The following is a 26,985-nucleotide window of genomic DNA, read 5'->3' on the forward strand; positions in this document are numbered from 1 at the left end:
GCCAGCGCAGCTTGCAGACGATTGGCTACATGCCCGGGCACCTCCTTGTTCACGCGGACCGTTCGCTTGCCGAGGCTTGTGTAAAATTCGTCGACGCGCTCGATCGTATCTTTCGATGTCTTTGCGCCGCCGACAATCTCGACCAACGGGACCAGATGCGGGGGGTTGAAAGGATGACCGAGGACGCAGCGCTCGGGATGATTTGTGCATGCCGACTGGATTTCGCTCATCGTCAAACCCGATGAGCTTGAAGCGATGATGACGTTGGCAGGCAGCAATTCGTCCAGTTGACGATAGAGCGTTTTCTTGAAGTCGATTTTCTCGGGGCCGTTTTCCTGCACGAGGTCGGCGTCCTTCACAGCGTCAGCAAGCGAGGCGGTGAATGACAGCCGATCCTGTGAGGCACCCGGTGCGAGGCCGAGTCGTTGCAGTGCCGGCCATGCGGTTGAAACGAAGTGTCTCAGCGCTGCTTCCGCGCCCGGCGCAACGTCGGTTGCTACGACATCAAGACCCTTGGCAAGGAAGAGTGAGGCCCAGCTGGCACCGATGACTCCGGTGCCGATAATGGCAACGCGACGAATGGGCTTGTGTTGTGACATCTCACTTCTCCTTGGGAATTTCGGCGTATGCGATGCCGGCCAGGTTGCCCTGCGCGTAACGGACGTTCTCCTTATCGGATCCATCGAGCCGTGCGGAGTAAATCGATCCCCCAAGATCGGTCACATACATCCGGTCGGTTGCCACATTCAGGGCAATGCCAATGCCTTCCATCAGATGCCGGATAAGGATCTGTGGTTCGGCCGGCTTGTTGTCGATGGAGGCGCGATTGACGGTATTGCCGCGCGGCGCATCGCCCCGATCCGTCCAGTACAGCACGCGGTTTTCCGCATCGAGCTCAAGATCGATTGGCTCCGGCAGACCGTCGAAGAAAACCTCGATGTCGGTTCTGCTCGCTGCAGTTTGGCCTACGGGAATGTCGAGATTGGCGCGGAAGATACGACCGAGCCCCGCTTTATCGGGGCCCTTTTGCGTCCAGTAGATCTGTCCGCGTTTCGCATCGATCGTTAACCCAACGCACCAACGTTTCGGATCCCGGCTATCGGATTCACCATGGCCAGATTCAACAAGCGTTTCCAATTGCGAGCCATCAAGGTTGCAGCGCATGACGCGCATGCCTTCGCGGTCGCACCAATAAAGTTTGCCCGCGCTCTTGTCGGCGATGATCTGCTTCGGCGTATGGGTGTCGCCCTTCGCGACGATGGTCGTCCGGTTCTTGCCGTCGATATCGGCGCGCTCGATCGATCCGTCGTTTAGATTTGGCACACCCATGTTGGTCCAATAGATGTGGCCCGCTTCAACGTCGACGACGATGCCATCGGGCAAGCGACAGTCCGTCACGATGGTTTTTTTGTCGGAACCATCCGTATTCATGGAGTGGATGTGCCCGGCGTTTAGCTCAAGCACGAAGAGACGAGATACGGTGGCGTTAGCGGCAGCGCTTCGATGGTTTTCTTTGATAGCTTCGGACATGCAGCACCTGTGTGGCGCTCTGACACGACATCGTTCAGAGCTCTGCCGTTACGGTGCAGCGAAGAGTGGTTGCCGTATAGAACGAAACTATCATCGCAAGAATGATTGTGTTTCTACTCGATGTGTCGAGCCGAAGCACATCGGTCACGTCTTGGTTGTTATTTGGTTTTTGCTTCGTTTTGAACGTAAGCGCGAGAAGCGATGTTCAGTAGTAGCGCGGAATCGGGCCGACCTGCGGCGTGACGCGATCGCTTAAATCGAACATGACTTCATCGACATAGCACCAGCCCCAACCTTCCGGCGGATCGTAGCCTTCGATGATAGGGTGTTTGGTGTGATGGAAGTGCGCGGTTGCATGACGGTTTGGTGACTGATCGCAACAGCCCACGTGACCGCACGTGCGACACAGGCGCAAGTGCAGCCAGGTGTCTCCCGACTTGAGACATTCCTCGCAGCCGCGCGTATGCGGCGTGACATCTCGGATAGACGCAAAATGGGGACAATGGGTGGTCATCGGGCACTCCGCAGACGGCGAATGAAGCGCAATTAATGACGCTTGGAAATGCGCGGATCGTTGTCGGGGTCGACGTAGTCCATGCCCAAAGGACCTATCGCAGTGACTTGGCTTATATATTCGCCAGATTTTGCCCAATGGAAGTGGGATTGGTTGCCCGGCAGTATCACGACGCTTCCTGGCGCGTAAGCAACCAATTTACTTTCATCAAACTCTTCTCCAAGCCCGATGTAGAACACGCCCGATATCACCGTGTAGATGCGGTCTTCGGGATGTTTGTGCGGCATCATTTTCACATCGCCCGGCACCCTTACACGGATCGTATAAGGCCCTGGTTTGGACGGATCGCCCACGAGGATCGCGAGACCGACACCCGGCGGGTATGCCGCGAATGTCGTCCACTTGATCTCGTCGCTTCGGATCGCATGAAATCGATCCTGATCTGGCTGATGGATGCGACTGATTTGTGTAGCACCCGTCTTTTTGGTTTCTGACGCACGCACCATGACATCCTCCTTCGAGGCGAAACGGTATTGCCCCGTTACAACCATGGAAAACGCAAAAAGGTCAGAGTTAGTTCCTATACGAAAAAGTACTCTGCGCCCTTTTTTCGCGCTAGTCCACTCCGCAAGCCGCAGATTGTTGCTAAATGGACGATTGTTCGACAAATTGGATATCCAGGCTGTCTGAGTGCGTAAAACGGCATCCGCGTAAAAGCATCATTTTTAGTCAAAATGATGTTGAAAGTGACAGCGCTTGTGCGCCTAAAGAGTCCATTCTTCAGCCTGAGCTGGAGGCGAAGTTTGATTAACGTGTCCATGAGTACATTTGGACGAGACAGAAAGCTTGCACCCGGATAGTTAGTTGCTCGGCCTACATAGAACGCCCTGTATGCATGCTTGCCCCAGCAGGCACTGTTCGACACAAGGTATTGGGCATCACGAAGACGATGAAGCAAATACGTCGCGATTATTTTCCAGGATCTGGTCATTCATCTGCATTGAGGGCCAGGTATATTTCGCGTCTCCCTTATCGGAGGGTTGCCATGAATAGTAAAGATAAAGTCGACGTCCTCTGCGCGTCGCGTCGTAAGGTAGTGATCGGCGCCAGTGCGGTAGCTGCTGCCTCCATCGCGATACCCCTGCTTTCTTCGACAGGCGCAGCGAGCGCGGCGCCCGCGAATTCAACGCATCCATCCACTCAAGGCCGACAGATGATGAGCAGCAAGATTGTCACGAAAGATGGTGTTGAAATCTTCTATAAAGATTGGGGTCCGAAAGACGCGCAGCCTGTCGTGTTTCACCATGGCTGGCCCTTGTCGTCGGATGACTGGGACACGCAGATGCTGTTCTTCGTTGCCAACGGCTATCGCGTCGTCGCGCATGACCGGCGTGGCCACGGTCGCTCCTCGCAAGTGGACACCGGTCATGACATGGACCATTACGCGGCCGACGCCTCCGCAGTGGCCGAGCATCTGGATCTAAGAAATGCGATCCACATCGGCCATTCGACGGGTGGCGGCGAGGTGGCGCGCTATGTCGCGAAGTATGGCGAGCCTCAGGGACGCGTCGCCAAGGCGGTGCTTCTCGCCTCCGTTCCTCCGCTCATGCTCAAGACCGCGAACAACCCGGACGGCACTCCCATCGACGTATTCGATGGCCTTCGCAAGGCGCTAGCGGCCAATCGGGCGCAATTTTTCCTCGATGTTCCTTCAGGCCCGTTTTATGGCTTCAACAGAGCCGGCGCAAAGGCCTCGCAGGGAATCATCCAGAATTGGTGGCGCCAGGGAATGATGGGCAGCGCGCTCGCGCACTACGAAGGCATCAAGGCCTTTTCGGAGACAGATCAAACGGACGATCTGAAAGCGATCACGGTACCAACCCTCGTGATGCAGGGCGACGACGATCAAATCGTTCCGTACAAAGACGCTTCATTACTGCAGGCCAAACTGCTCAAGAATGCCACGCTCAAAATCTATCCGGGTTTCCCACACGGGTTGATGACGACTCACGCGGATGTCATCAATACCGACATTCTGGCCTTCATCAAGCGCTAGTGATGGCACGGCCTCTCCGATAAGGAGAGGCCGCACCCCCGCGCTCCGATGTCTGAGCGGCTTCCTTGCGGCAGCGCCGTGCCTCTTCCCCTAGCTCGTCGCTAAGGGGCTGCATAAATGTTCCACTTATTGCTTTCAATTGTTTGACGTCACGCTAACGCGTCGGTGGGCATCCCGAAGGCCAGAACATTCGATACGGACAGTGAGGGGTTTCGCCGGGCATTTTGGCCTCCTCTTCAGCGTTGCCTAAACAATCCGCGCCCTTGGGTATGGCGTAGAATGGAGTCCCCTCACCGCTCGAGTAATGGTTATGGCCGACGAGACGAAGGTGCCTGGCGTTGGCACGTACGATGGTCCCGCCGGTGGATGGGGCGCGCTGCGCGCTGTCGCGAAAGCATTGCAGGGCCAACTCGCTGTCGGGCGCGAAACCTCCGCACTCCGACGCGTAAATCAGCCGCATGGTTTTGACTGCCCGGGTTGCGCGTGGCCCGATCCCAAGGAAACGAGCTCGTTCGAGTTTTGCGAGAACGGCGCCAAAGCCGTTTCGTGGGAAGCGACGGCGAAGCGAGTGAAACCGGAGTTCTTCGCTGCCAATACGGTGTCGTCACTTTGGCATTTGACGGACTATGCGCTGGAAGGCCTTGGCCGCATTACGCATCCGATGGCGTACGACGCCGGTAGCGATACCTATGTGCCCATCGCGTGGGAGGAAGCGGCAAGGCGCATTGGCTCTGCGCTCAACGCGCTGCCGGATCCCAACATGGCGGAGTTTTACACCTCCGGCCGTGCATCGAATGAAGCGGCCTTTCTTTATCAGATTTTCGTTCGGGAATATGGCTCCAACAATTTTCCCGATTGCTCGAATATGTGCCACGAGGCGACGAGCGTCGGTCTTCCGCAATCGATCGGTGTCGGTAAAGGTACCGTGACACTAGAAGACTTCGATCACTGCGATGCCCTCTTCTGCATTGGTCACAATCCTGGGACCAATCACCCCCGCATGCTGAGCACGCTTCGCGAAGTCGCCAAACGCGGCGTACCCATTGTGGCGATCAACCCGCTGCCCGAGCGTGGACTTGAGCGATTCACTGCGCCGCAGGATCCGGTTGAAATGGTGGCGGGTCTTTCCACGCCGCTGGCTTCAACGTTCTACCAAATCAAATGCGGCGGTGATTTGGGGTTCCTTAAAGGGATGATGAAGTGGCTGTTTGAAGAGGATGCACGCGACCTTGAAGGTGGCGGTTCCGGTTTGATCGATTGGGAATTCATCAGAGAACATACGATCGGTATCGATGCGCTTAGAGCGGATATCGACAGCACGCGATGGGAAGACATCGAAATCAAATCAGGCTTGACGCGCGCCCAGGTTGAAGACGTCGCGCGAATCTATGGACAGGCCAAGCGCGTGATCGTGTGTTACGGCATGGGCATTACCCAACACGCGCATGGCACGGAAAACGTGCAGCAAATCGCCAATCTTTTGATGTTGCGGGGAAACATCGGGCGCGAAGGCGCTGGTATTTGTCCCTTGCGCGGTCATTCGAATGTTCAAGGCAATCGCACCGTGGGCATTACCGAAAAGCCGGATGATGCGCTTGTGGCAGGTATCGAGCGTGCGTTTGGGTTCAGTCCGCCCAAACATCACGGGCATGATGCGGTACGCGCGATTCAGGCGATTCGCGATGGCCATTCCAAGGTACTGCTGTGTTTGGGCGGGAATCTTGCGGTGGCGATGTCCGATCCTGACGCGACGTTCGAAGCAATGCGCAAGCTCGACTTGTCGGTGCATATTGCCACGAAGCTCAATCGGTCCCACCTGATCATCGGTAAAGAAGCCATCCTTTTGCCCTGTCTCGGCCGCACCGAGCAGGATTTGCAGGGCAGCGGCGCTCAATCGGTTACCGTCGAAGATTCGATGTCGATGGTGCATGCCTCCGAAGGTGGCCTGATGCCTGCGTCCGAGCATTTGCGCTCGGAACCGTGGATCGTTGCGCAGATAGCCAAAGCGACGTTACCGAATACGCGCGTGGATTGGGACGCACTGGTCGGTGACTACGACCGCATCCGCGACAAGATCGAGGTGGTCTATCCCGCCTTCAAGGATTACAACGAGCGCATCCGCCACCCGGGCGGCTTTCGTTTGTATATCCCAGCGTGCGAGCGCAAGTGGGCAACCTTCGATGGCAAGGCTCATTTTCTTATCGCGCGTTCCATAGACGAAGATCCGCAGCTTGTCGGCACGTACCTGACATTGACGACGGTGCGGTCGCACGATCAATACAACACCACGATTTACAGCTTGAACGATCGTTATCGCGGCATTACCGGGCGACGCGATGTGATCTTCATCCACCCCGACGATCTGAAGGCATCGGGTTTATCGCACGGCGAGCGCATCGATGTAGAAGTGATCGGTCCCGGCGCGGTTGCGCACGATGGCACGCCTCGCGCTGTGCGTGGTTTCATCGCCGTCAGCTATCCCATCGCACAAGGTACGGTGGCCATGTATTACCCCGAAGGAAACTGCCTGGTCGGATTGGAAAACTTCGATCAGGAATCGGGTACGCCTTCGTATAAATCGGTGCCTGTTGCGCTTCGTGCGTCGACGAAGACCAACGTGCCGCTCGACGTCTAAGAGATTATTCAAAGTCTTTTCTGCTGCGCTGCGAATTTCAAATGTGCGCGGATTCGCTCCCTCCCCTGCAAGCATGGGAGGGAGTAGATGCCGCTTCGCTGAGACTCTCCGAGCTGGTTTGAAAGTTCACTCTCGATATCAACGCACGAGCGCACTAACGATGATGATCTTGCTCATCGTTGGCAAATGGATCGCTACGAACCCCCATCCCGCCACCTCCCATGCCACCGCCGCCCATCCCGGCACCGCCACGCTTCCCCTCTTCCTTCGAACCGCCCTCTCCTTTTCCACGCGATGCGGAAGGACGCAGCGGGCCTTGTTTGGGAATGGATAGATGTTGCGGCACGGGTTCAAGGTCCAGCACTTCGCGTATGAAGTTGCGCAACGACACCACCAGTTCTGCCGTGTGAACAGGGCGTCCGGCGATGAGTTCCGTCGCGGCAGTCGTAGCAAGCTTCACTTGTTCTTCCGTGCCAAGAAGAATGATGTCGGACAAGGCAGCCTCAACCGCATCGCGCATCCGCCTTGAGCGATCGGAACCGATCTGCGCCCTCTCATTATCGGCATTTTCTTCGCGGCGCTTCAGATCACGCAGATGAGTGGGGTCCACGGCGAGGTTGCCCGTAAAGGAGCCGCCGAGCGTCTTATACGCAGCAATAAGCGTGCGCAAACGCTCGTTGATCTGGCGATTATCCCGCTCCCGTTTGTGCTGCACCGTCTGCATCAGCAACAGGCGTATGCCTACCATGATCAGCGAGACAACGGCCAGACCCACGAGCGTCGAAAGGAGTGCCTGCCACGAGCTGAAATCGAGGTTGCGCATAGGGACCTCCGGAGGATCGCCCCTAGTCTAATCGGCTGCGGCACACCTTTCGAATGCCCAGTCTTCAAATAACAAGGGCCGCGCACGAAGGCGTGACCCTTGTCCTCATACAGTAAGCGCAAATCAGAATTTAAGCTTCACACCGACATTCCAGAAGCGGCCCACGATGCCTGCGAAGGCATACGTCGGGTTGTAGTTGATGGCTGCATAGTTGGCGGGATCGAAAGGCGGCTTGCGATCGAACACATTCATGATCGACGCGGTGACGCTGATGTGCTGGTTGATGGCGTAGCTACCCACCAGGTCGAAATCCGTGAACGAGCCTGTGCGGCAGTTGGATGGGAAGAACTGGCCCTCCGTGTTCAGGGCTTCGCATGAACCAGGATAGAAGCCGAGATCCTCACCAATTTCGGACATGCCGCTTGTGTAGTAGAAGGTGCCGGTGACTGTCGCCGGGCCGTATTCGATCGTGTTCGACCACGATCCTTTGGTACGCGGCGTGCCGGCGCCCGATGACAGGTTGTACGGGCCCTGCGTGCCGACGTAAGTCTCCTTCGAGCCGTTCGGTTCAACGAGGTACCACTCAAAAATCTGCGTGCCCTGCAGTTCGCTGGTGTAATGAAAGCCGCCACCGAAGTCGAAATGCACTTGCAGGTCCAGATCGACGCCGGTGGTCTTGAGGTAATTGGCGTTGGTGTATTCGCCAATCAACTCGATTGCGCGCGGCAATGCATTGGGCGCTGCCGGATCGGGAACGTCTCGAACGGCAGTGATACCCGGAATGCTGATCACACCATTGTTCGCGTAGTACTCGGCGATCGCGTCATTGAAGTCCGGCGTGACGATGACGTTGCTCTTGACGATGTTGTAGTAGTCCAGCGATGCGTTAAGCCAGCTAGTGGGTTGAACGACAACACCGAACGTAAAGTTTCTTGCTTTCTCGGGCTTGATGTTGTGATTCGCCAGGCTGTATTCGGCGAGCGAATACGGCGTGGTGGCATACGTGCTGAAGTTGTGGTCCGCCTGGTAGTTGAGCGGCGCGACGTATTCTGGGATGAAACCCTCTGCGGAGCTTGAACCGTTTTCGGAAAAGCTCGGGGCGCGAAAGCCCTTAGAGTACGTACCGCGAATAGCAACCCAATCCAGCGGTTTCCATTTGAAGCCAATCTTCGGCGAGAAGTTATTGCCGAAATCGGAGTAGTGGTCGAAACGGCCCGACGCATCGACTTCCAGCGAATCGAGCAACGGCATGTCGAACTCGGCGTAGACACCTGCGACATCACGCGAGCCTTTGGTCTGCGCTATGCCGAGTCCTTGATAGACGTCATCTGGGTTGAGCGCGGGATCGTTCTGCGCTTCGTGCCGCACCTGTGTACCAATCGCCAGTCCCATGGGGCCGCCTGGCAAATCCCAAAGCTCGCGGTTGCCAGTCAAATCCAGCACATCCATGTCGGAGGTCGAGGTCTTGGTAATGGCCGGCGCTAATGTGTTGAGTTCGGAAGAACTGTTGGCACCCGGGTTGATGAAATTGTATGAACCACTGGTGATGGCATTCAATAAAGCCGGATAGCTGAGAAAACCGAAGTTATCGACGTTCAACCAAACATGATTCAATGCAACGGATGCATCGAAGTTCCAATCGCCCGCTGTACCGGAGACATCGCCTACAACCCGTAGATTGTGATTGTCGTAGTTGGCACCGGTGCCGCCCAACTGGCCAAAAGCATAGTTGAGTAGTGCGTATTCGCCGGCAGCTGCGTAAGGATCGTTGGGATTCAGTTGTCCGGCATTCGGGCCCGTGGTTAGCACCGGCGGAAGCGCGATACCGTTGGTATTGTTCGGGACCAGTGTCTGAATCTGCGCGGGAGGCGCGATGATTGTGTACGTCTTCTGCTCCATGTAACTGGCGGAGAGATAGGCCTTGGTCGTGTCATTGATCTTGACGGTGATACGGCCGTACAAACCACCGTTCTGCGTCTTCGGTTGAACCTGGTTGTATTGATTGATGAAGTCCTGTTCGCAATACGAGCCAGTTGAGTTGGTCGTATTGAACGAGCCCGCGCCACACGGACGCAACGGGGAGTAGAGCGAACCGGGGATCTGCGTGACACCGCCGACGAAGCCCTGTGCAGGATTGGTCAGCGTGCCTGGCGCGACGGACCCGTACACGGAGCCTGGGAAATTACTGGTATTGGTGCCCTGACCGCCATTGAGGTTGAAGCCGCCAATGGAACTCAGATTGGCCGTGTTGAACGGAAAGCTGCGCTCTCTGTTGTAGATGACGTTGTCGCTTTCATACTGCGCACTGAAGTAGGCGTTGTAGTGATCCGTATTGAGATCGCCGCCACCTGCCAGGAATGTCGCTTTCTTGGTGAAGCCACCGCCGTGCTGTGAGTTGCCCACGTCGATAGTGCCTTCTACGCCCTGGTAACCGGGCTTCATGATGATATTCACTACGCCTGCAATGGCATCGGCACCGTAGATTGAAGAAGCACCGTCCTTCAGCACTTCGATGCGTTCCACCGAGGCCAGCGGAATCGTGTTCAAGTCCACGAACGAACGTTCGCCGTCGTCTGCCAACGGATAGCTGGCGAGGCGTTTGCCATCGACCAACACCAGCGTCGAATTCACCGTCAAGCCACGCAACGCGACACCGGACGAACCTGCCGCAAACGCGCCGGTGAAGGACGTTGGCAAGCTGCCGCTGTTATCGGCGGAGATGGAGCGGACCACGTCGGAAACCGTGGTGAAGCCGCTGCGTGCAATCTGCTGGGCGGTGATCACCGTTACGGGCGATGGCGTTTCGGTGTCCACGCGCGGGAGCGCCGAACCCGTTACGGTGATGGTCTGCAACTGCTGCGCATTTTGCGAGGATGGCGGTGCCGGCGTCGGTGTTTGGCTTTGTTGCGCAGGTGGCGAGGCTCCTGTCGTGCTCTGGGCGATTGTCACCATGCTGCTTGCGGCCAGCGCGAGGCCGATGAGCGTCGATACCGGTGTGCGTACAAGGTGGCGTGTGCAATGGCGGATGTATCCGCTGTGGATGTGCGATGTCATCGTGGCCGTCCTCATTTTGGGGGCAACAACAAGCCGCAACGACCTGCAAACAGGTCGCTTCGTCGTACGCTAGACGTTGTAGAAAAAGCCCCGCAGGCGACCACATGGGGGGAAAGCCAGCCTGCGGGGTGAGGTAGCTGGCCCTTGAAACTGTCGTGGCGTTAAGGAACGTGACTACTACAACTTTCTCACGCTCCTTTTATGTATGAGGCTAGGCACCTGCGCACGCAGCATCCATAACCAATTCACGGAAAATTGTTGATGCCAATTTTTTACAGGGTGAAAACCAAGGCGACGCAACACAACGCCGAATGCAATGCGCTGAAAAAGAGTCATGACACTTTTTAGGCGGCGCAGGATGGATCAATGCACGAGCAGCTCGCCATCCACGTCCCGGTTTTTGCGCGCAAATCGCCGCAAACGTTGCGCAAGCAAGATTGCGAAAGCGATGTCGAATGCCAGGTAGGCATATTGTGTACGCGACACGCCCGTACCGAACGGGAACCAGATGCCGGGAACGTGTATCGCCGAGAGCTCCTGCGCGAACAGGCCGATGGAAATGAAAACGATGGCAGGTAGCGCATACCACCCTTCTCTGCCCATCTTCTGCATTCCGCGAACAACGATGAAACTCAGTGCAAGCAAGAGCATCGCGCGTACGGTCGTCGCCAACCAGCCGACTAACGTTGCTGTCCACGACGGCAACACGTCGTAAAACCACGAGCAATTCAAGAACTGAGCGACAACATAAATGAGCGTAAGTATCACGATGGACTGGCGTAACCAGTAAGGCTGGTTTACCTCGAACCACGCACGCCAAGCCATCACCCATGTGCCAAGACACAATGGCACCAACATCACATAGCTGACAAATTCGAATGTGTGGATGGATTCAAATTGCCCCCAGTAGAAAAACGCCTGATTGGCGCGATACGCAGCGACAAGTAGCAACGCCAGCGCAAACCAGCTGTACGCGGTATGGGAGCGATCAAAGGGAAGCAAACTGAGACACATCAACGCGAGCAAAAGAAACAGGAATGCCTCCACGACTTCAACGATGTAACCCTTCACCGTCTCTAGCCATTGCATCCGGTATTGCGCTTCGACGCCGCTGCGCTCTCCGATGGCTGGCGCGATATGGATACCACCTGCGTCATCGGCACCGATATCCCAAGGCCCCATGAAGACTCTTATGGCGAGCACAACGGGATGTCCGCTCACGACCGTGGCGGGCAATTCAAATACACGTGGCTGGATGCTGTAGGCGATGGGTGTGCGACCGGAAAAGTCGCCGATACCGCCCAGCAGATGCCCATCGAGAAACACTTGATAAGCGCTATCGACATCCGGTGGCCCGCTCAATGCGAGTGCGCTACCGGCAGGCGCGTTCACGGTAAGCGTCAACCGGTACCAGCCATAACCAACGTAACCGCGGTAGCCCCTCGCCTGCCATCCCGCCACGTAACCGGAAAGGCCAACATCTGAATCGTGCGCACCCGGTAAGGGTGTCAGGTCGACCGTTTCCCATGAGGCGTCGTCAGCATCCGGATTCGCCCCATTCGGATCGTCGCCTGCATGGAATTTCCACGGACCATTGAGCGCGGCGACTGAATGGCCAAGCGTAACCGATACCGGCGGTGCGGCGGCGCCTGCAATACCCGGTTGCCATGACAGCACGATGAGCGTCGCAACCATCCATCGTGCCCAAGCGGTACAACGAAGCATCGGTCGGTATCCGTGGATCGAGATGCGTTGCACTCTACTCAATTCGCAAGACCCCAGCGTGTGCCGCGTCTATGGGGTTGTGTCGTGATGGCGAAGAATATCGAGCACCGCGGCGATGGCCTGCGCGTTATTGGGTACTTGATGATCCGATTGCACGATCAACGTGGATGCAGCACCGGGAATCAAGGCGCTGCTTAGTGGTACGAATCCGTCACCGGGCGGCTTTCGTCCCGGAAGTACACCCGCAATGGTGTGATAACGCACACCGGCTACGGGGAGAAGTTGCGAGTCCACTTTGGTGACGGGTTCGTCGGGCAAGAGAGACGTGAGACTGCTTAGGTGCCCCAATCTGAAGTCCCGAAGAAGCTCGATTTGAATGGCGTTTGGGTTTTCTTTGGCCACGCGTCTAAGGCCCGCAAGCTCGGGGACTTCTTCCCAGGCCAGACTTTGCGCAATGCGCCCGTACCAATAGCCGGCAGCGGGGCTTCCATGCTGCGGCGCGGCCATGAAGATTTCTTCATCGATGCCCGGATATGGCGCGAACTCGAAAATATCCCTGAGCAACGCGAGGTCTTGATCATTATCGTGCAGGCTTTCGAATGGCACGGTAAACGCTGCGCTCCACAGTGCCGGAACGCTTTGAGCGCATAACAGACGTGCAATGACGCCACCCAGACTGTGGCCGATCAGCACGTCGCCTTTTCTCGCCGGAGCGGTACCGTCGGGATCGACCCTCTTCCAGGTTGTGTCGAGATACGTCTGAACGCGATACCGTTCGATAAGCAACGGCGCGTTGGTCTGATAGACCACGTGCCATATCTGATATCGCTTGTGCAGCTGCGGATCGCCCATGATGGCATTGCTTAGGCGCGCCCAGATTCGCGGACTGCTGGCAAGCCCGTGAATCATGATGATGGGTGTCTTGGTGGGGTCGTAATCGTCAAGCAAAAACACGCCAGCACGGTGGCCCACTGCGGTGCCGCCGATCAACCCCCACCATCCCAGGCGCCGCAAGTTGGAGTGTTCAATGAGCTGTGCGTAAGGTGCGGAAAGATCGTCGGCAAGGCGATATATTTGCGTGCCGACCTGATCGTCCGGTTGTGTCACGGAATACTGGAGAACGAATACCGGCTCCTCGCCCTTGTGAGCGCCATCCGGAGCACCTTCCAGCCAGAAGGTCGCGGGACGAAATATACCTTCCGGCGGATACAGCGCGCAGACTGGCCGATTTGTGCAGGTGGGTGCGAAGGCGACGAGCGGAACGCCGAAACCATCATGGCGATGACGCACGCCCCCGAAGATTTCCACCGAAACCTGACCGGAAGACTCTAACCATACGTGGTCGCCAAGGCTCTCGGGGAGCCCACGAAATTCGACTCGAACGATGCGATGGCCGAGCAATGCATGCCCGGCACGCACGTCGATCACATCGCCCTGAGCCAAGGTATCGATGTACCAGCGACTGCAGCTTGTCGCGAGCGATGCAGCGGCTTCCCGTGTGGAGGCTTGGTCGCTGGCCATCGCATCGTGTGCAAGAACGGCGCAGCGCATCCACGCGTTAGTCTGTGCGTCGATATTGTGCAAGGTTGGGGCTTGCGACGCCCACGTCATGGCGAGCTTGAGCGCTTCTTCCGTTGAAACACCGTGGCCGGGTCCCTTCACCGTTGCCGAAGGTGTGAGCGTCGTGCAGCCGTGCATCACAACGAGGGCGAACAGGCTCGCCAGACAGCGAATAATAAGCCGTATGCCCGAGCGACACGTCATGCTGGTAATCCCGCGTGGTTGGGTAACCGGATCGTCGAGAAACGTGTTACCCCCGCAAGTTTGCTAGCCTTCCGTCATGACAGCAAGCACTAAACCTCGATGTTAATGAACCAGAATCTCATCGACGAAAAGCCACGTATTTTTTGCACCACCCGAATAGGATGCCGGTGCCGATTGGGTTCTCTCTGCATTGACACGCACGTAGCGGGCCGTTACAGGTTGCGGCGAGACAAAACTGATCGGTTGAACGCGCAACGGTGATGAAAAGTCCGGCGTTGGCATATCGGTGTAAAGAGGCGTCCAGTTCTTACCGTCCATGGACACAAAGAAGTACACCTCTTTGGGTAGCAGAATTCGCGAATTGGGCCGCAGTAAAAAATTGACGTCGATAGCGTGAAACGTCGTGGCCCGCTGCAGATCGATCGTGGCGCGGAAATCGCTATCGTGCCAAGCAGCCCAACGTCCGTCGTAAAACTCGTCGCTTCCCATGATGCCGTCCACGAGCACGTCGCCCGCTCCGTACTGTGACGCTACCGGATTGGAAAACGTAATCGGTTTACCAAAGGCGAGATTGTCTACCAGGGTGAAAGAGCTGGCCTTGTCATAAGGAACACCGTGAAGAAATGGCGTGACTTTCACGATGCCGGCTTTTTTGATCGTCAACGTATCGTCAAAAGACGGCGACTTTATCGTCGGTTCCGAACCGTCCAGCGTGTAATGATTCTGAAGATCGGGAAATCCACGCACGGCTTTGAGCTGCCAATCATTCTGTTGCGCATCAAGGCCCATGGTGTAGCTCACGACGGGCTGGTCTTCCGGACCGTAGGCCACGTGCTGCGCACCCAACCAGCCGTATTGAGCTTGCAGTCGATGTTCAAAATCGGCGTAGGCAACGGCGTCGTGGGTTCCGCCCGTCCATAGGTTTTCAGCGAGCGCAAGGATGCGCGGGTAGATTTTCCATTCGGCATTCAGCGGATTGGCACGTTCGCTCCACAACGGCGCTTCGCCACCCAGAATTTGCGCGCGATGGCTTTGCAGGAATGCGTCTGTGTTTCCACCGGTTATGTCCGTGCTATAGACGTTTTTGATGGTCAGCTTATCCAGCGGCGCATCGAGGTAAAACGGGCCTGCGACAATAATGCGGTTGCCATTGGCGAGCGCCTTATGCGCTTCGTCGTCGCCGCGCCAGATTTCGACGATGGCATTTTTGTCGGCACCGCCCTCGAGAATTTCGTCCCAGCCCACCAACGTTTTGCCCTTGCTGGCGAGATAAGCCTGAATTTGCCGGATGAAATAGCTTTGCAGTCCTTCTTCGTCTTGCAGGCCCTGCTCTTTCATCAGCGCCTGACATGATGCGCAGTCTTTCCAACGATCCTTCGGCGTCTCGTCGCCGCCGATGTGTATATACGACGACGGGAAAAGATTAATGACCTCATCCAATACGTTCTGCAGGAATGTGAAGGTACTTTTGTTGCCCACGCAATCGATATCCTTGAAGACGCCCCAGGTGATGGCGACCGTCAAGGGTTGCTTCGTGCAGGAGAGTTCCGGGTACGACGCCAATGCGGCCAGGCTGTGCCCCGGCATTTCGATTTCGGGAACGACCATGATGTTGCGCTGACGCGCGTACTGCACCACGTCGCGAACCTGTGTTTGCGTGTAAAAGCCGCCGTAGCGCGTGCCGTCCTCTTCGGTACGCCATGCACCCACGCCGGTCAGTTTGGGATAGTGCTTGATTTGCAGACGCCAGCCCTGGTCTTCCGTCAGATGCCAGTGAAATGTGTTTATCTTGTAGTAGCTCAACAGATCGAGCTGCTTCTTGATGAAGGAAACCGGATAGAAATGCCGGCCCACATCGAGCATGAAACCGCGATAGGCAAAAGCCGGAGCGTCCTCGATCTGGACCGAGGGAATCGCGGCTGGTGAGCCGTGCTCAAGCGGCAACAGTTGACGCAGCGTTTGAACACCCCAGAACAGCCCCGTGTCGGTAGAGGCCTGAATGATTACACCACGGGGCGTAACAGAAAGCCGGTAGGCTTCATCGCCCTTCACAGAGGGATCGATCGCCAGCGCGATACCGTGTGCATGCACACTTCCGGAAAGCTGTATGCCCGTCTGATCGCGGACTGCCTCGCGCAAAAAAGAGACGATTTCGCGCGCTCGTGCATCGCCCGGGGCGTCGATACCAGTGTTGGCATCAAGTTGATAGCTGCCCTGCCCAGCTTCTATATGTTGCGGTTCCGGGATGATCGAGATCTCGGCGGACGCACATAAGCTCGTCATCAGGACCGAGGCACCAAAGCAGTAAGCAAGCAACGACTTCGACATCCGCAAAACTCCATCTGTTCAAACATACCGCTCAAAGCAAGCGAGCCCGGCTTTTGGCCGGGCTCGCTTGGATTGCTTACCTCAATCGATCTTCCAATCAACCGACAAAAAGACCTCGCGACCGTTGTATTCGTCGGCGCTCTGCCCCGTCGTGACGAACTCGAAGCCACCGGCGTAGTACGGGATTCCAGCAACCTTGTTGAAGATGTTGTTGACGGCGAAGGTCAATTTCACTTGCTTCAAGAGCTGGTAGCTGACCGCGCCGTTCCAGGTGATCCAAATCGGGACGTGACCGTTGTAGACCACGCATTCGGGATCGCCCAGGCTCGGCTGGATGCCGTTGGCTAGCGTTTCACAACCACCGTAGCCAGGAGAGCGCAAGGTGCCGTCGCGCTGGCCGGACACCGACACGTTCCAGAGATCCTTGTTCCAATCGGCAATCCAATTGACCCTGCTCGCCACTTGGTTATAGCGCGTATTGAGTAGCGGGTCGTTGGCCAGCACACGCTGCTTGTACGACAGATTGTTGGTGTAGTTGATGCTGCCGCGGAAGTTGCCGTACTCGGTCGCTTTCTTATAGTCCAGCGAAGCATCGATACCGCTCACATACAGCGAAGCCTCGTTGATCGGACCGGACTGCACTTCGGTAATTAGGCCAGCCGCATTGCGCGTGACCATTTTCTCCACCATCTGGCAATACGCCGACCCTGGGATGTGTGCGGTATATGCCTGCAAGCCGCTCGTGCCGTTCGCCTGCAGGCCGGTCATGCAGCCGGCCTCGTCCGTCAGCACGGTTTGCTGACTGAGGTACTCGATGGAGTTGTCCACGCCCATGTGCCAGTAGTCGGTGGAGAACGACAGGCCGTCCACGCCCGGAATCTGCCACACGAAACCATAGGTCCAGGAGTGACCAGTCTGCGGCAACAAGTAGCGGCTGCCGCCTGTGACCAGGTTGTAGTACTGCGAGGGCGGACGTTGTACCTGCGAGCACCACGTGCTGTTGGTCTGGCCGGCCTTGATGGCCTGGATGCACTGCAAGGGATCGATGAAATCGCCCTGCGGTTCCGTGGAGCCGGTCTGATAGATCGCCTGCATGTCCGGCGCCTTGAAGTTGGTGCCGTAGGTGCCACGAATCAGCAGACTATCGATGGGACGCCACTCGATGCCGGTGCCCCAGGTGCGGGCGACGTCGGCGCTGCTGGCGTCACGGTACTTGTCGAGGCGACCGGAGAGAGTCCAGGTCAACGTATCCAGAATCGGCATGCGGAACTCGGTACCGAACGAGAAACGCTGGCGAGTGCCGCCACCGGTGTTGTATTCGTCGAACGGGTTCTGGAACGTATCGCCATTGGCGCCGCGCGGATCGGGCGAAAGCAGGAAGCCGTTGTGCGCAGCTTCGAACACCGCTGCCCAGCCGATCGGCTCCTCGCTCACCCACGGCAACTTGTACAGGTCGCCGTTGACGCGGAACTGCGCCTGGTCCAGCCACGACGTCGAGGTGTTCTCGCCACTGGCTGCGAACGTGCCGTATTGCTGGGGCGTGATGGGGTTCCACCACTGCTGCCAGTTCATGGCGTAAATGGGCAAACCTGCGGCGTTGGTACCCAACTGCTTGCCGAGGAAGAAGTTGGTCATGGCCTCGGGATTGATGGCCGTGAAGTCCTCGCGCACGGTGTACTTCTGCGAGTTGAGGTTGAAATCCCAGTTGAACATGCCGTCGAACCAGGTGCCGCGCAGGCCGGCTTGCAGGTTCCAGTTCTGCTCGCGATCGTGGGTGTTAGCCGACGTGCCCATTTCCTGCGCGGTCAACTGGCGCACAGCCTGATTGATGACCTGCCCCGTCGTCTGGTCGTAAAACTGAGGGCTGACATATACCGGTAACTGGGTGTTGGAAATGCCCACCGTGTCATACAGCGCCGCCGAGCCGTAAAGCTGCAAGCCATTCTTGAAGTCGTACTCGCCTGCCACGAAGCCACTGTTGTTGCGGCTGCCTGGTGTGAGCACCCAGTCTTTGAACAGGGCCGGCTGCGAACAGTAGTAACCATTGTCGGTCACACCGGTAATCTGGTTGCCCTGGGTGGTGACAGTGTGCGACTGGCTGAGCTGGAAGTTGTTCCCGAACTTCGAGCAGCTGCCTGCCTGAGGCGTGATGTATTGACCCGAGCTGTTCGTCGCGGAGATGCCGATGGCGCTGGCCGCGTCGTACTGGTAGCCGAACATGCGGTCGGCCGGATTCCACGAACCGTATCCCGCATCGGACACAGAGTCCTGATAGGGACGATCGCTACCCCACAGCGCCGTGCGGTTGGATTTCTCCGCGTTGTAGATGATGTGCCAGTTCTCGCCGGACTTGCCACCGGAGAAATTGATGTCGCCGTATCTGCGACCGCCACGGGTGGCGCCACCGCCAGTCACCTGGAGATCGTCACCCTGGTAGTTCTTCTTCAAGATCACGTTGACCACGCCCGCGATCGCGTCCGAGCCGTAGATCGACGAGGCACCGGAGGCCAGAATTTCGATGTGGTCGATCATGCCCGTGGGCAGGTTGTTGTAGTTCTGGAAGTTGCTCTGCGCGTTCAACGGCTGCGGGTAGTCCACCACGCGATGTCCGTCGATCATCAACAGGCTGAAGCCAGCACCCAGGTTGCGCAGGTTGACCGAGCGCGCGTTCACCGACGTCGCACCCCAACTGGCCGGGTCCTGCGTCTGGCCAAACTGCGGCAGCGAATCGAGGAATTCCCACAGCGTGGTGAAGCCCTCTGACTTGATCTGTTCGCCTGTGACGATTTCGACCGGTGCAGGCCCTTCGATTTCCACGCGTGGGATCATCGAACCGGTGACGGTGACTGTCTGCAGTTTCGTCGCGTTTTGCTGACCGGCCGGCTGCCCGCTGGATGAGGTGCTTTGCTGCGTGGTTGATTGATCGCTCGAAGACGTTGTCGACGTTGTCGATGTTTGTGCGAAAGCATGCGGCGCGAACAGCGCCAAAGCCATGGAACTGGCCAGTACGCCACGGCGTACGCGGATAGTGCTCATGTTTCTCCCCTCCCGGTGAAGTTTAAGTGTCTCTTGCCGCATTCGATCCCCTACTTAGTCGAAATCGGCGTTTTTGCTTGCTCGTCTGTGATCGCGCTGAAAGCGGATCGGTGTTCGTCTTTCTTTTTCGAATGACAGCGATTTATGAATTGGGTACGTCTCCCTCCCTCGCTGCCGGCGCGACATGGTCTTTCATTTCTATTCGATAGACATAGGTACGCACACCAGCAGGTTGCGTAGGCAGATCGAGATGCAAGCCATCGGCTTGTTGATCGAACGTCACCGGCTTACCCGTAGCCAGCAACGTCACCGATGTGACGTTCATGCTCGGCGTAATCGAATGAATCAGCGCGTGACTTGTCGTCGGCCACGCCATTTCGATGGCGTAGAGGCGTCCATCTTTGGTGGTGAAGCGGAAATCTTCCGCGGTGTAAGGCTTGGTCTTAGTGTCTTGCATCGTGCCGGCTGCGACTTGCGTGGGACCTTCGCCGAATCGCTGCCACGGACGCGTGCCATAGATCGCTTCGCCGTTGACTTTCAGCCATTGCCCGATCGCCAGCAAGATGTGCTGCGCCTGTTCCGGAATGGTGCCATCGGCTTTAGGACCGATGTTCAACAGCAGATTGCCGTTCTTGCTCACCACATCGGCGAGCAGTTGCACGATTTCATCCGGCGACTTGTAGGTATCGCCTTCGGCATATCCCCAAGAATCGGGACTTACGGAGGTTTCAGTCTGCCAAGGTTGCGCGCGGATATCCGACGCCTGCCCGCGCTCAATGTTCAACGTTCCGGTGCCCGGACGCATGTCATCAAGCTTGTAGTTGAGTACGACGCCCTGCCCGCGCGCTGCCGCCTGGTTGTAATAGAACGCAGCGAACTCGGCCAATGCATTGCGGAAGCGCGGCTGACCCACCCACCAATCGAAGTACATCAGATCCGGGTGATAGTCCTGCACAATTTCGGAGGAGCGAGCTAGCCAGTCGTTGAGATATGCATCGGATACAAACGTCCAGTCCACATCCTGGCCGTCTTCGCCCTTGGCACCCTCCAACGGATGCGCCGGCCCATACAGCGCCGCATAACGCGGATCGTTCACATCGGAATTGAAAGTGCGGCCGTATTCGTAAAACCAATCGTGTTCGGCACGGTGCGACGACAACCCGAGCTTCATGCCTTGTGCACGGATCGCCTTGGCCAGCTCGCCGATCACGTCGCGATGCGGCCCCATTTTCACCGCCGTCCAGTCCGACAACTTCGAGTCGTACATGGCAAAGCCGTCATGATGCTCGGCCACCGGCACGACATAACGCGCGCCGGCTTCGCGAAACAGCGTCGCCCAGGCGTTGGGATCGAAGTGTTCCGCCTTGAACAACGGAATCAGATCCTTGTAGCCAACTTGTGGCATCGGGCCGTAGGTTGCGATCTGATGCTGATAGCGGTCGGAGTTTTCGCCGGTGCGCTCGTACATATGGCGCGGATACCACTCGCCCTTGTACGCAGGGACCGAGTACACGCCCCAATGAATGAAGATGCCGAACTTGGCATCCCGATACCACTCGGGCGTGGTGTAGCCGGTAAGGCTCTGCCAGTCTGGCTGCATGGGTCCTTGCCAAGCAACCTTGTGCGTCTGCGCGAGAATGGTATTGCGCGCGCCGTCGTATGGCTTATTGGCTGCTACCCATTGTTGCTCGATCGTTGCTGCATCCGGCGGCGTTGCGGCATGCGTATTGTCGGTGGCGACGACTGCTGTCACACCAAGTAATGCAGAAACAACGCCTACACATAGAGCGGCACCACGCGACATCGAACAGCGCGTTTTCATGCGGCCTTGTCCTGTGTCTGGTGGCTCATTAGCCAGCTTGCCGCACCAATGACACCAAGCCGCGTGTGATCCACCACATGGACAGGAATCGTTTGCAGGAACGGGCGCATTACACCCTTGTCGAGAAAGCGACTGACGAAAGTGCTCTTTTCTACAAACTCGACCATGTGCGAGAGGAAACCTCCAGCGAGGTAGATACCGCCGGTGGCGCCATACAACATCGCCAAATCGCCAAGGAAGGAGCCGAGCCATCCGCAAAACAGCTCTAAAGTCTCCACCGCTCTCACGTTCGTGCCGGCGCATGCAGCAGCAGTGATGGCAGCAGGCTCGTGAAACACGGCAGGTAACCGCTCGATGCGACACAACGCACCGTAAAGACGCAAAAGTCCAGGGCCGGACAATACGTGGTCGTAAGGTACATGCGTGTTGGCTTGCGCCAATTCAGCAAACACTTGCTGTTCGCGCCCTACGCGTGCCGCCAACTGGATATGACCGGCCTCGGTCGCCAACACTTTCGGCTGCGCACCGGGCAAACGTACCGCTACGCCGAGCCCCGTCCCTGGACCGACGATGACGACCGGACCTGTGCCCGCTTTTTCGAATCGTTGCGGGTTATGCAACGACGTGACATGAGTGGCATCCAGGTAGGCTGTACCATAAGCCAGTGCTTCAAAATCATTAAGTATTTTGACGTCGCTCAACCCCAACTCCGCTTCGAGCGCAGTCGGCGCGACTGGCCATTGCAAGTTGCTGTTGACGACGTGTCCTTCGTGCAGAAAACCCGCACAAGCGAGCGCAAGGTGAGACGGTTTGGCCGCGTACGTATCGCAGAATGCACGTACGATGGCATCAAGACCCGAGTAATCAGCACACTTGTACACACGGTACGCCAGCACATTGGGCGTGGTTTCGCCGTGCCCAAAGGCAATCAAGCCTATGCGCGCGTGGGTGCCTCCTACATCGGCAGCAAGGAACGGCTCGTTGGAAAACGGAACGACCTTTCCGGACGATGCAGTCCCTTCCCGTGCAGCACTGAACGGCGGAGAGTAAACGCCTGTGGACTCGTTGAAACCTTGATAGCCGCCTTTCATACGCGACGCGTTTCCACGCCGCCGAACGGCGGAGCCGCTGCGTATTTACTCAGCTGGATCGGTCCCATCATCTCCCCTCCCAGTGCCCTAGCGACAGCCCGGAACTCCTCCCGGCGTCACCTGGTTATTTCATACGTAAACATCCAATTCATATTTACGTATAAAGAGCTTATAGGTCGAATTTAGATCGAGGCAAGTCGCATCGCAACACAAATTTTCGATTGGCGACCCATGAAATCGCGCTTACTTGTAAATCATTGTTTTATATACACACCCAAGGACACCCTAGCCCCGGCTTTTGGGACGGGTTTCGTTGGCGACCGGTCGGTCCCTGCCGAACCGCCGTTGCCGTAGCCACAACGACTCAAAAGGACGACGGAATCGGCGCGAGCCAGGGCATTTGAAGATCGAGAACCACGTGCGCAATGCGCAATCGCTTCCATGTGTAAGTGATGTGAATCAACCCGTCGCTGGTCTGGATGACGGCCGGGTAAGAAAACTCCGCACCCGGACTTTTTTACAACGTCAGTACATGCTTCCCTTGTCCACGCCACCACGCGTAGGCGACGGCGCCGAGTCGCGGTATGAAAGGCGCGCCACTCTGCATCAACGCTGCATGACTGGCAGTTCATCCCAAACTTTTGGGTCTTCAGAACCCAATACCCAGGCGCAAAAACCTTCCAAACCGTACTGGTTTATCAATGCATAACGGTCGCGAAAGCTGTGCGCATCGGGCATGAAAACCCATTCGCGCATGTCGTCGCGATAGAAGTAAAACCAGGATTCGTGCTCCACCGGATCCCATTGCACGTTCGCTTGCTGCTCCTGCACTAAAGGCATCCATTCGTCCGCGTCTATGTAGTCGGCTTTGATGTTGGAAGCTTCGGTGCCATCCTCCCGCACGGGATCGCCGGTATACCAGTGGTATCCATACAGTGCGATGCCGAGCGAGAGTTTTTCCTTCGGCACCATCGTCAACGCGTACTTCAGCTGCGCCGATACCCATGGCATGCCGTCGACTGGGCCCGGTGTGGTCCAGCGGGTGTGCTGATCGTAGGTCATCAGGCAGATCAGATCCGCGTATTTGCCCAGCGCGGCCAAATCGTAAGCGCCACGCCAGTACTGCCACATCCATTTGGAGAACTTCCCTTCCCCTGCATGCCCCGGCGCGTTCGGAACTACCGCGATCGACAGCTTAAAACCGTGTTTGTGCAATGCCTCGGCGGTCTGTTTGACCAGCAAGGTGTAGGCGTCTCGATCTGTCCATGAAATGCTTTCAAAGTCGAACTGAAAACCGACGTAGCCATGTTCCGCCGCCTGCTGCAGCATGGCATCGATCATGTGCTGCTTGGCGATCTCGTCGTGCAGCAGATCGTGAAATCCTTTGCGGCCGGCCGACATCGACATGATTGGCATTACCGGAAGGCGGTGATCCTTGGCGATATTCAGTACGTAAACATTCGGTCCGCCATTGACCAATCCCTGATTGTCGACGCCGTACCAGGTTGGCACTAGCAAGCCGATCTTATCGACATGGGTCACAAAGGAGTTGAGCGACTTCGGCGTACCCATGAGATAAAACAGCGCATCAGGCTGTTTCGCAAACGCAACGCCACATGCAAGCATGGCGAGTAAAAGCCCGATGAATCGTTTCATGGAAATCCCTAGAAAAATGCGAATTTATGGCACTGCCGCGGATAATTCGATGCGGTAAACGTAGGCGTATTCGCCTGCCGATGGTTTAGGCAGCGTCAGGTGCAAGCCATCGGGCTTTTGTTGCCATGTCACAGGCTGATCGTTGACAACCAGATCGACGGCACGCACATGGTCGGTCGGTTTGATCGAGTGGATGACTACCGTTCCATCTTTAGGCCAATCCATCTCAATTGCATAAAGCACGCCCGGCTTGGTGGTGAAGCGAAAATCCTGCGCGGTATACGGTTGAGTCTTGGTGTCTTGGAATGAGCCACCTATCACTTCGGTAGGGCCTTCACCAAAGACGCGCCATGGCTTCGTGCCATAGATAGCGTCGCCGTTCGCTTGCAACCATTTGCCGATCGCTAATAACACCTCGCGCTCGCCATCCGGGATGGTGCCATCTGCACGCGGTCCGATATTGAGCATGAGGTTGCCGTTCTTGCTGACAACGTCGACAAGCAGATGGATAAGCTCCCTGGGCGATTTATACGTATCGTGCTCGATATAACCCCATGACTTGTCGCTGATAGACGTGTCGGTCTGCCAATGCGTGGGATGAATACCGGTCAGCTGGCCGCGCTCAATATCGAGCGTACCGGCACCCTCCGGAAAATCGCCAAGCTTGTAGTTGACCACCACACCGTCGCGGCGTGCACCATCGTTGTAGTAATACGCCAGCATTTTCGGCAAGGTGTTGCGGAACGTTGGATGGCCGATCCACCAATCGAAATAAATAAGGTCCGGGTGGTAGTCGTCGATCAGCTCGGCCGTCCGCGCAAGCCAGTCATCCAGCCATGCCTGCGATACATAGGTCCAGTCGTCGCCGAGGTTCTGGTCGTCTTTCGAAAGGTGCGCTTCGGCGGGGCCGTAGAGTCCGGCATATCGCGGGTCGTTGACATCCGAATCGAATTGCCGGCCGCCGTCGAAGAACCAATCATGTTCGGCACGATGCGAAGACAGGCCGAAACGAAGCCCTTCCGCGCGCGCAGCCTTGGCCAAGAGTCCGATGATGTCCTTGTGCGGCCCCATCTTCACGGCGGTCCACTCCGATAGCTGCGAGTCGTACATCGCAAAGCCATCGTGATGTTCCGCTACAGGCACGACGTAACGCGCGCCTGCCTCTCGAAACAATTTAGCCCAATCCTGTGGATCGAAATGTTCGGCTTTGAATAGCGGGATGAAATCCTTATAGCCGAACTTCGATTGCGGACCGTAAGTCGCTACATGATGGGCAAATTCCGCCGAGCCCTGTTGATACATCAGTCGCGGATACCATTCACTGCCAAACGCCGGAACCGAGTACACACCCCAATGGATGAAGATGCCGAATTTTGCATCGTCGTACCACGTTGGCGAGCGATAGTTTTGCAATGAGGCCCAGTCGGCGCGAAATGGCCCCTTGTCCATGCCACTGGCAACGCGGGACAAGATAGCGCGTCGCTCCGGTGCAAATTTTGCCGAGGCCTTCTGCCAAGCCATATCGGCATCGTGCGGCGAAAGCGTCTTCGCCGTGGCGGCGGTCGATGACTGCGCCACGGCGATATCGGCAAATACGACACAAGCGACAAACAGAACCATGCTGATGCGAAATCGTTTCATGGTCTGAATGCCTTTAGCCCTATGACATGGTGGTTATAAAAAAACCGATCGCGGCAACAGAGGGGCTGTTTAGCCGCGATCAGCGCGGGAAACTAGTACTAAAATTTGAGACCGGGCGAGCAAGCTTCGCGCTCGCTTCCCCATGGATTGCCAACATTGACGCAGTTATCGAGATGCCAACTGGCTGCGCCTATGACACCGTGTCGATCGTGGTCAATGACACGGATCGGGATCTTTTGCAGAAACGGACGCACCACTCCTTTGTCGAGAAACCGCTCGACAAACGGGCTTTGCCGCATGAAGTCGACCATGCTGGAAAGAAAACCACCGGCCAAATAGATGCCACCGGTGGCGCCGTAGAGCATGGCGAGATCTGCCGTAAAAGATCCGAGCCAACCACAAAACAAGGCGAGCGCCTCACGCGCAACGTCATCGTCATCAGCCAGTGCAGCGCACGTAATGGCGGCAGGTTCGGCAAGAGACGGATAGCGGTCTCGTATGGCACATAGCGCAATATAGAGACGATGCAGCCCCGGACCGGAAAGCACCGTCTCATAGGAAACATGACTATCGGCTTGGGCCAATTGCGCAAGCACTTGCTGCTCGATGCCAACGCGGGCCGCCAGTTGAGTATGGCCAGCCTCCGTGGTCATGACGCGCGGTGGCGCACCGGGAAACCATACGGCCGCCCCCAATCCAGTGCCTGGACCAACCACGACAATGGGGCCGTTTTCCGGTGTAGCCGCGATCGGAGCCTTGAGCATCGTTGCTTTATGGCCGGGCACACGCCCTACGGCATACGCGAGCGCTTCGAGATCATTGAGGAACGTGACGCTCTCAAAACCCAATGCCTCTTTCATCGCCTGAGGCATGACTCGCCACGCGAGATTCTTGTTGATCACAGAACCCGCGTGCATGTAGCCGGCGCATGCAAGCACCAGTTCGCGAGGCTGTACGCCAATTTCCTCGCAGAAGCAGCGAACGATGTCCTCCAGATGCGGATGATCGCTACAACGATACATACGATAGGCAAGGATCTCCGACCTGCCCCCTTGGGCAACCGGTGCGATGAGCCCGAGGCGCGCATGGGTACCACCGACGTCGGCTGCAAGAAATCCCCGGTCGCGGATGTCGACGGACACACCTATCTGAGTCGCAGCCACGTTCGCCTGGGCATCGTCCAACGGACCTGAGGACGTGGACGCCGTCATCTCAGTCATAACGCGGCATCCCATAGTGGAAGCGGGATTCGCCGAACTTTTCCATGGGAAACGGCATCTGCGCGGCCCCTGCCTGCTGCGAACCAAAAA

The 26,985-nt window shown here is 57.1% G+C and carries 17 protein-coding genes and 1 pseudogene; 2 read left to right on the forward strand and 16 right to left on the reverse strand.

The window, feature by feature from the left end:
• From VK725_RS06270 to VK725_RS06285, 4 genes are all read right to left on the reverse strand, one after another.
• Positions 1-599: 3-hydroxyacyl-CoA dehydrogenase NAD-binding domain-containing protein (locus VK725_RS06270; protein WP_325317202.1), on the reverse strand; the 599-nt coding region annotated here is incomplete at its 3' end.
• Position 600: 1 nt separating this feature from the next.
• Positions 601-1,383: a hypothetical protein gene (locus VK725_RS06275; protein ID WP_325317203.1), complete on the reverse strand. Its 783-nt coding sequence runs from the start codon at positions 1,381-1,383 to the stop codon at positions 601-603.
• Between the two features lie 352 nt (positions 1,384-1,735).
• Positions 1,736-2,044, reverse strand: a complete 309-nt coding sequence (locus tag VK725_RS06280) for a UBP-type zinc finger domain-containing protein (protein ID WP_325317204.1) — start codon at positions 2,042-2,044, stop codon at positions 1,736-1,738.
• Between the two features lie 32 nt (positions 2,045-2,076).
• Entirely contained in the window at positions 2,077-2,550 is a 474-nt protein-coding gene (locus VK725_RS06285) for a cupin domain-containing protein (RefSeq protein ID WP_325317205.1), read from the reverse strand.
• A 710-nt stretch (positions 2,551-3,260) separates the two neighbouring features.
• Here VK725_RS06285 and VK725_RS06290 point away from each other — a divergent pair.
• Together VK725_RS06290 and VK725_RS06295 are read left to right on the forward strand one after the other, a co-directional pair.
• Positions 3,261-4,100: an alpha/beta hydrolase gene (locus tag VK725_RS06290; protein WP_325317238.1), complete on the forward strand. Its 840-nt coding sequence runs from the start codon at positions 3,261-3,263 to the stop codon at positions 4,098-4,100.
• A 310-nt stretch (positions 4,101-4,410) separates the two neighbouring features.
• Entirely contained in the window at positions 4,411-6,735 is a 2,325-nt protein-coding gene (locus VK725_RS06295) for an FdhF/YdeP family oxidoreductase (protein WP_325317206.1), read from the forward strand.
• Between the two features lie 154 nt (positions 6,736-6,889).
• Here VK725_RS06295 and VK725_RS06300 read toward each other — a convergent pair whose 3' ends face one another.
• From VK725_RS06300 to VK725_RS06355, 12 genes and pseudogenes are all read right to left on the reverse strand, one after another.
• A complete protein-coding gene (locus VK725_RS06300; RefSeq protein ID WP_325317207.1) occupies positions 6,890-7,558 on the reverse strand; it encodes a hypothetical protein in 669 nt (222 codons plus the stop codon).
• Positions 7,559-7,681: 123 nt separating this feature from the next.
• Positions 7,682-10,612: a TonB-dependent receptor gene (locus tag VK725_RS06305; protein WP_325317208.1), complete on the reverse strand. Its 2,931-nt coding sequence runs from the start codon at positions 10,610-10,612 to the stop codon at positions 7,682-7,684.
• Between the two features lie 363 nt (positions 10,613-10,975).
• The gene (locus VK725_RS06310; RefSeq protein WP_325317209.1) at positions 10,976-12,307 is read right to left on the reverse strand and encodes a hypothetical protein; all 1,332 of its coding nucleotides are present in this window, start codon (positions 12,305-12,307) and stop codon (positions 10,976-10,978) included.
• Between the two features lie 99 nt (positions 12,308-12,406).
• Positions 12,407-14,101: an alpha/beta hydrolase gene (locus VK725_RS06315; protein ID WP_325317210.1), complete on the reverse strand. Its 1,695-nt coding sequence runs from the start codon at positions 14,099-14,101 to the stop codon at positions 12,407-12,409.
• A 102-nt stretch (positions 14,102-14,203) separates the two neighbouring features.
• Positions 14,204-16,429 carry a family 20 glycosylhydrolase gene (locus tag VK725_RS06320; protein ID WP_325317211.1) on the reverse strand — a complete coding sequence of 742 codons (2,226 nt, stop codon included), beginning with the start codon at positions 16,427-16,429 and terminating at the stop codon, positions 14,204-14,206.
• An 81-nt stretch (positions 16,430-16,510) separates the two neighbouring features.
• On the reverse strand, positions 16,511-19,465 hold the full coding sequence (locus VK725_RS06325) for a TonB-dependent receptor plug domain-containing protein (RefSeq protein ID WP_325317212.1): 2,955 nt from the start codon (positions 19,463-19,465) through the stop codon (positions 16,511-16,513).
• 142 nt (positions 19,466-19,607) lie between these two features.
• Complete coding sequence (locus VK725_RS06330) at positions 19,608-21,287, reverse strand: alpha-L-fucosidase (RefSeq protein ID WP_325317213.1); 1,680 nt, start codon at positions 21,285-21,287, stop codon at positions 19,608-19,610.
• Complete coding sequence (locus VK725_RS06335; protein ID WP_325317214.1) at positions 21,284-22,378, reverse strand: glucokinase; 1,095 nt, start codon at positions 22,376-22,378, stop codon at positions 21,284-21,286. Before VK725_RS06335 ends, VK725_RS06330 begins: the two co-directional genes overlap by 4 nt.
• Before the next feature lie 364 nt (positions 22,379-22,742).
• Positions 22,743-22,892: pseudogene (locus tag VK725_RS06340) on the reverse strand (exo-alpha-sialidase); the annotation flags it as partial.
• Between the two features lie 92 nt (positions 22,893-22,984).
• A complete protein-coding gene (locus VK725_RS06345; RefSeq protein ID WP_325317215.1) occupies positions 22,985-24,034 on the reverse strand; it encodes a glycosyl hydrolase family 18 protein in 1,050 nt (349 codons plus the stop codon).
• 24 nt (positions 24,035-24,058) lie between these two features.
• Complete coding sequence (locus VK725_RS06350; protein WP_414648456.1) at positions 24,059-25,675, reverse strand: alpha-L-fucosidase; 1,617 nt, start codon at positions 25,673-25,675, stop codon at positions 24,059-24,061.
• Positions 25,676-25,773: 98 nt separating this feature from the next.
• Positions 25,774-26,895, reverse strand: coding sequence for a glucokinase (locus tag VK725_RS06355; protein ID WP_325317216.1), 1,122 nt, complete (start codon positions 26,893-26,895; stop codon positions 25,774-25,776).
• Between the last annotated feature and the right edge of the window lie 90 nt (positions 26,896-26,985).

The organism is Dyella sp., assembly GCF_035486915.1.
Taxonomy (GTDB): Bacteria; Pseudomonadota; Gammaproteobacteria; order Xanthomonadales; family Rhodanobacteraceae; genus Dyella_B.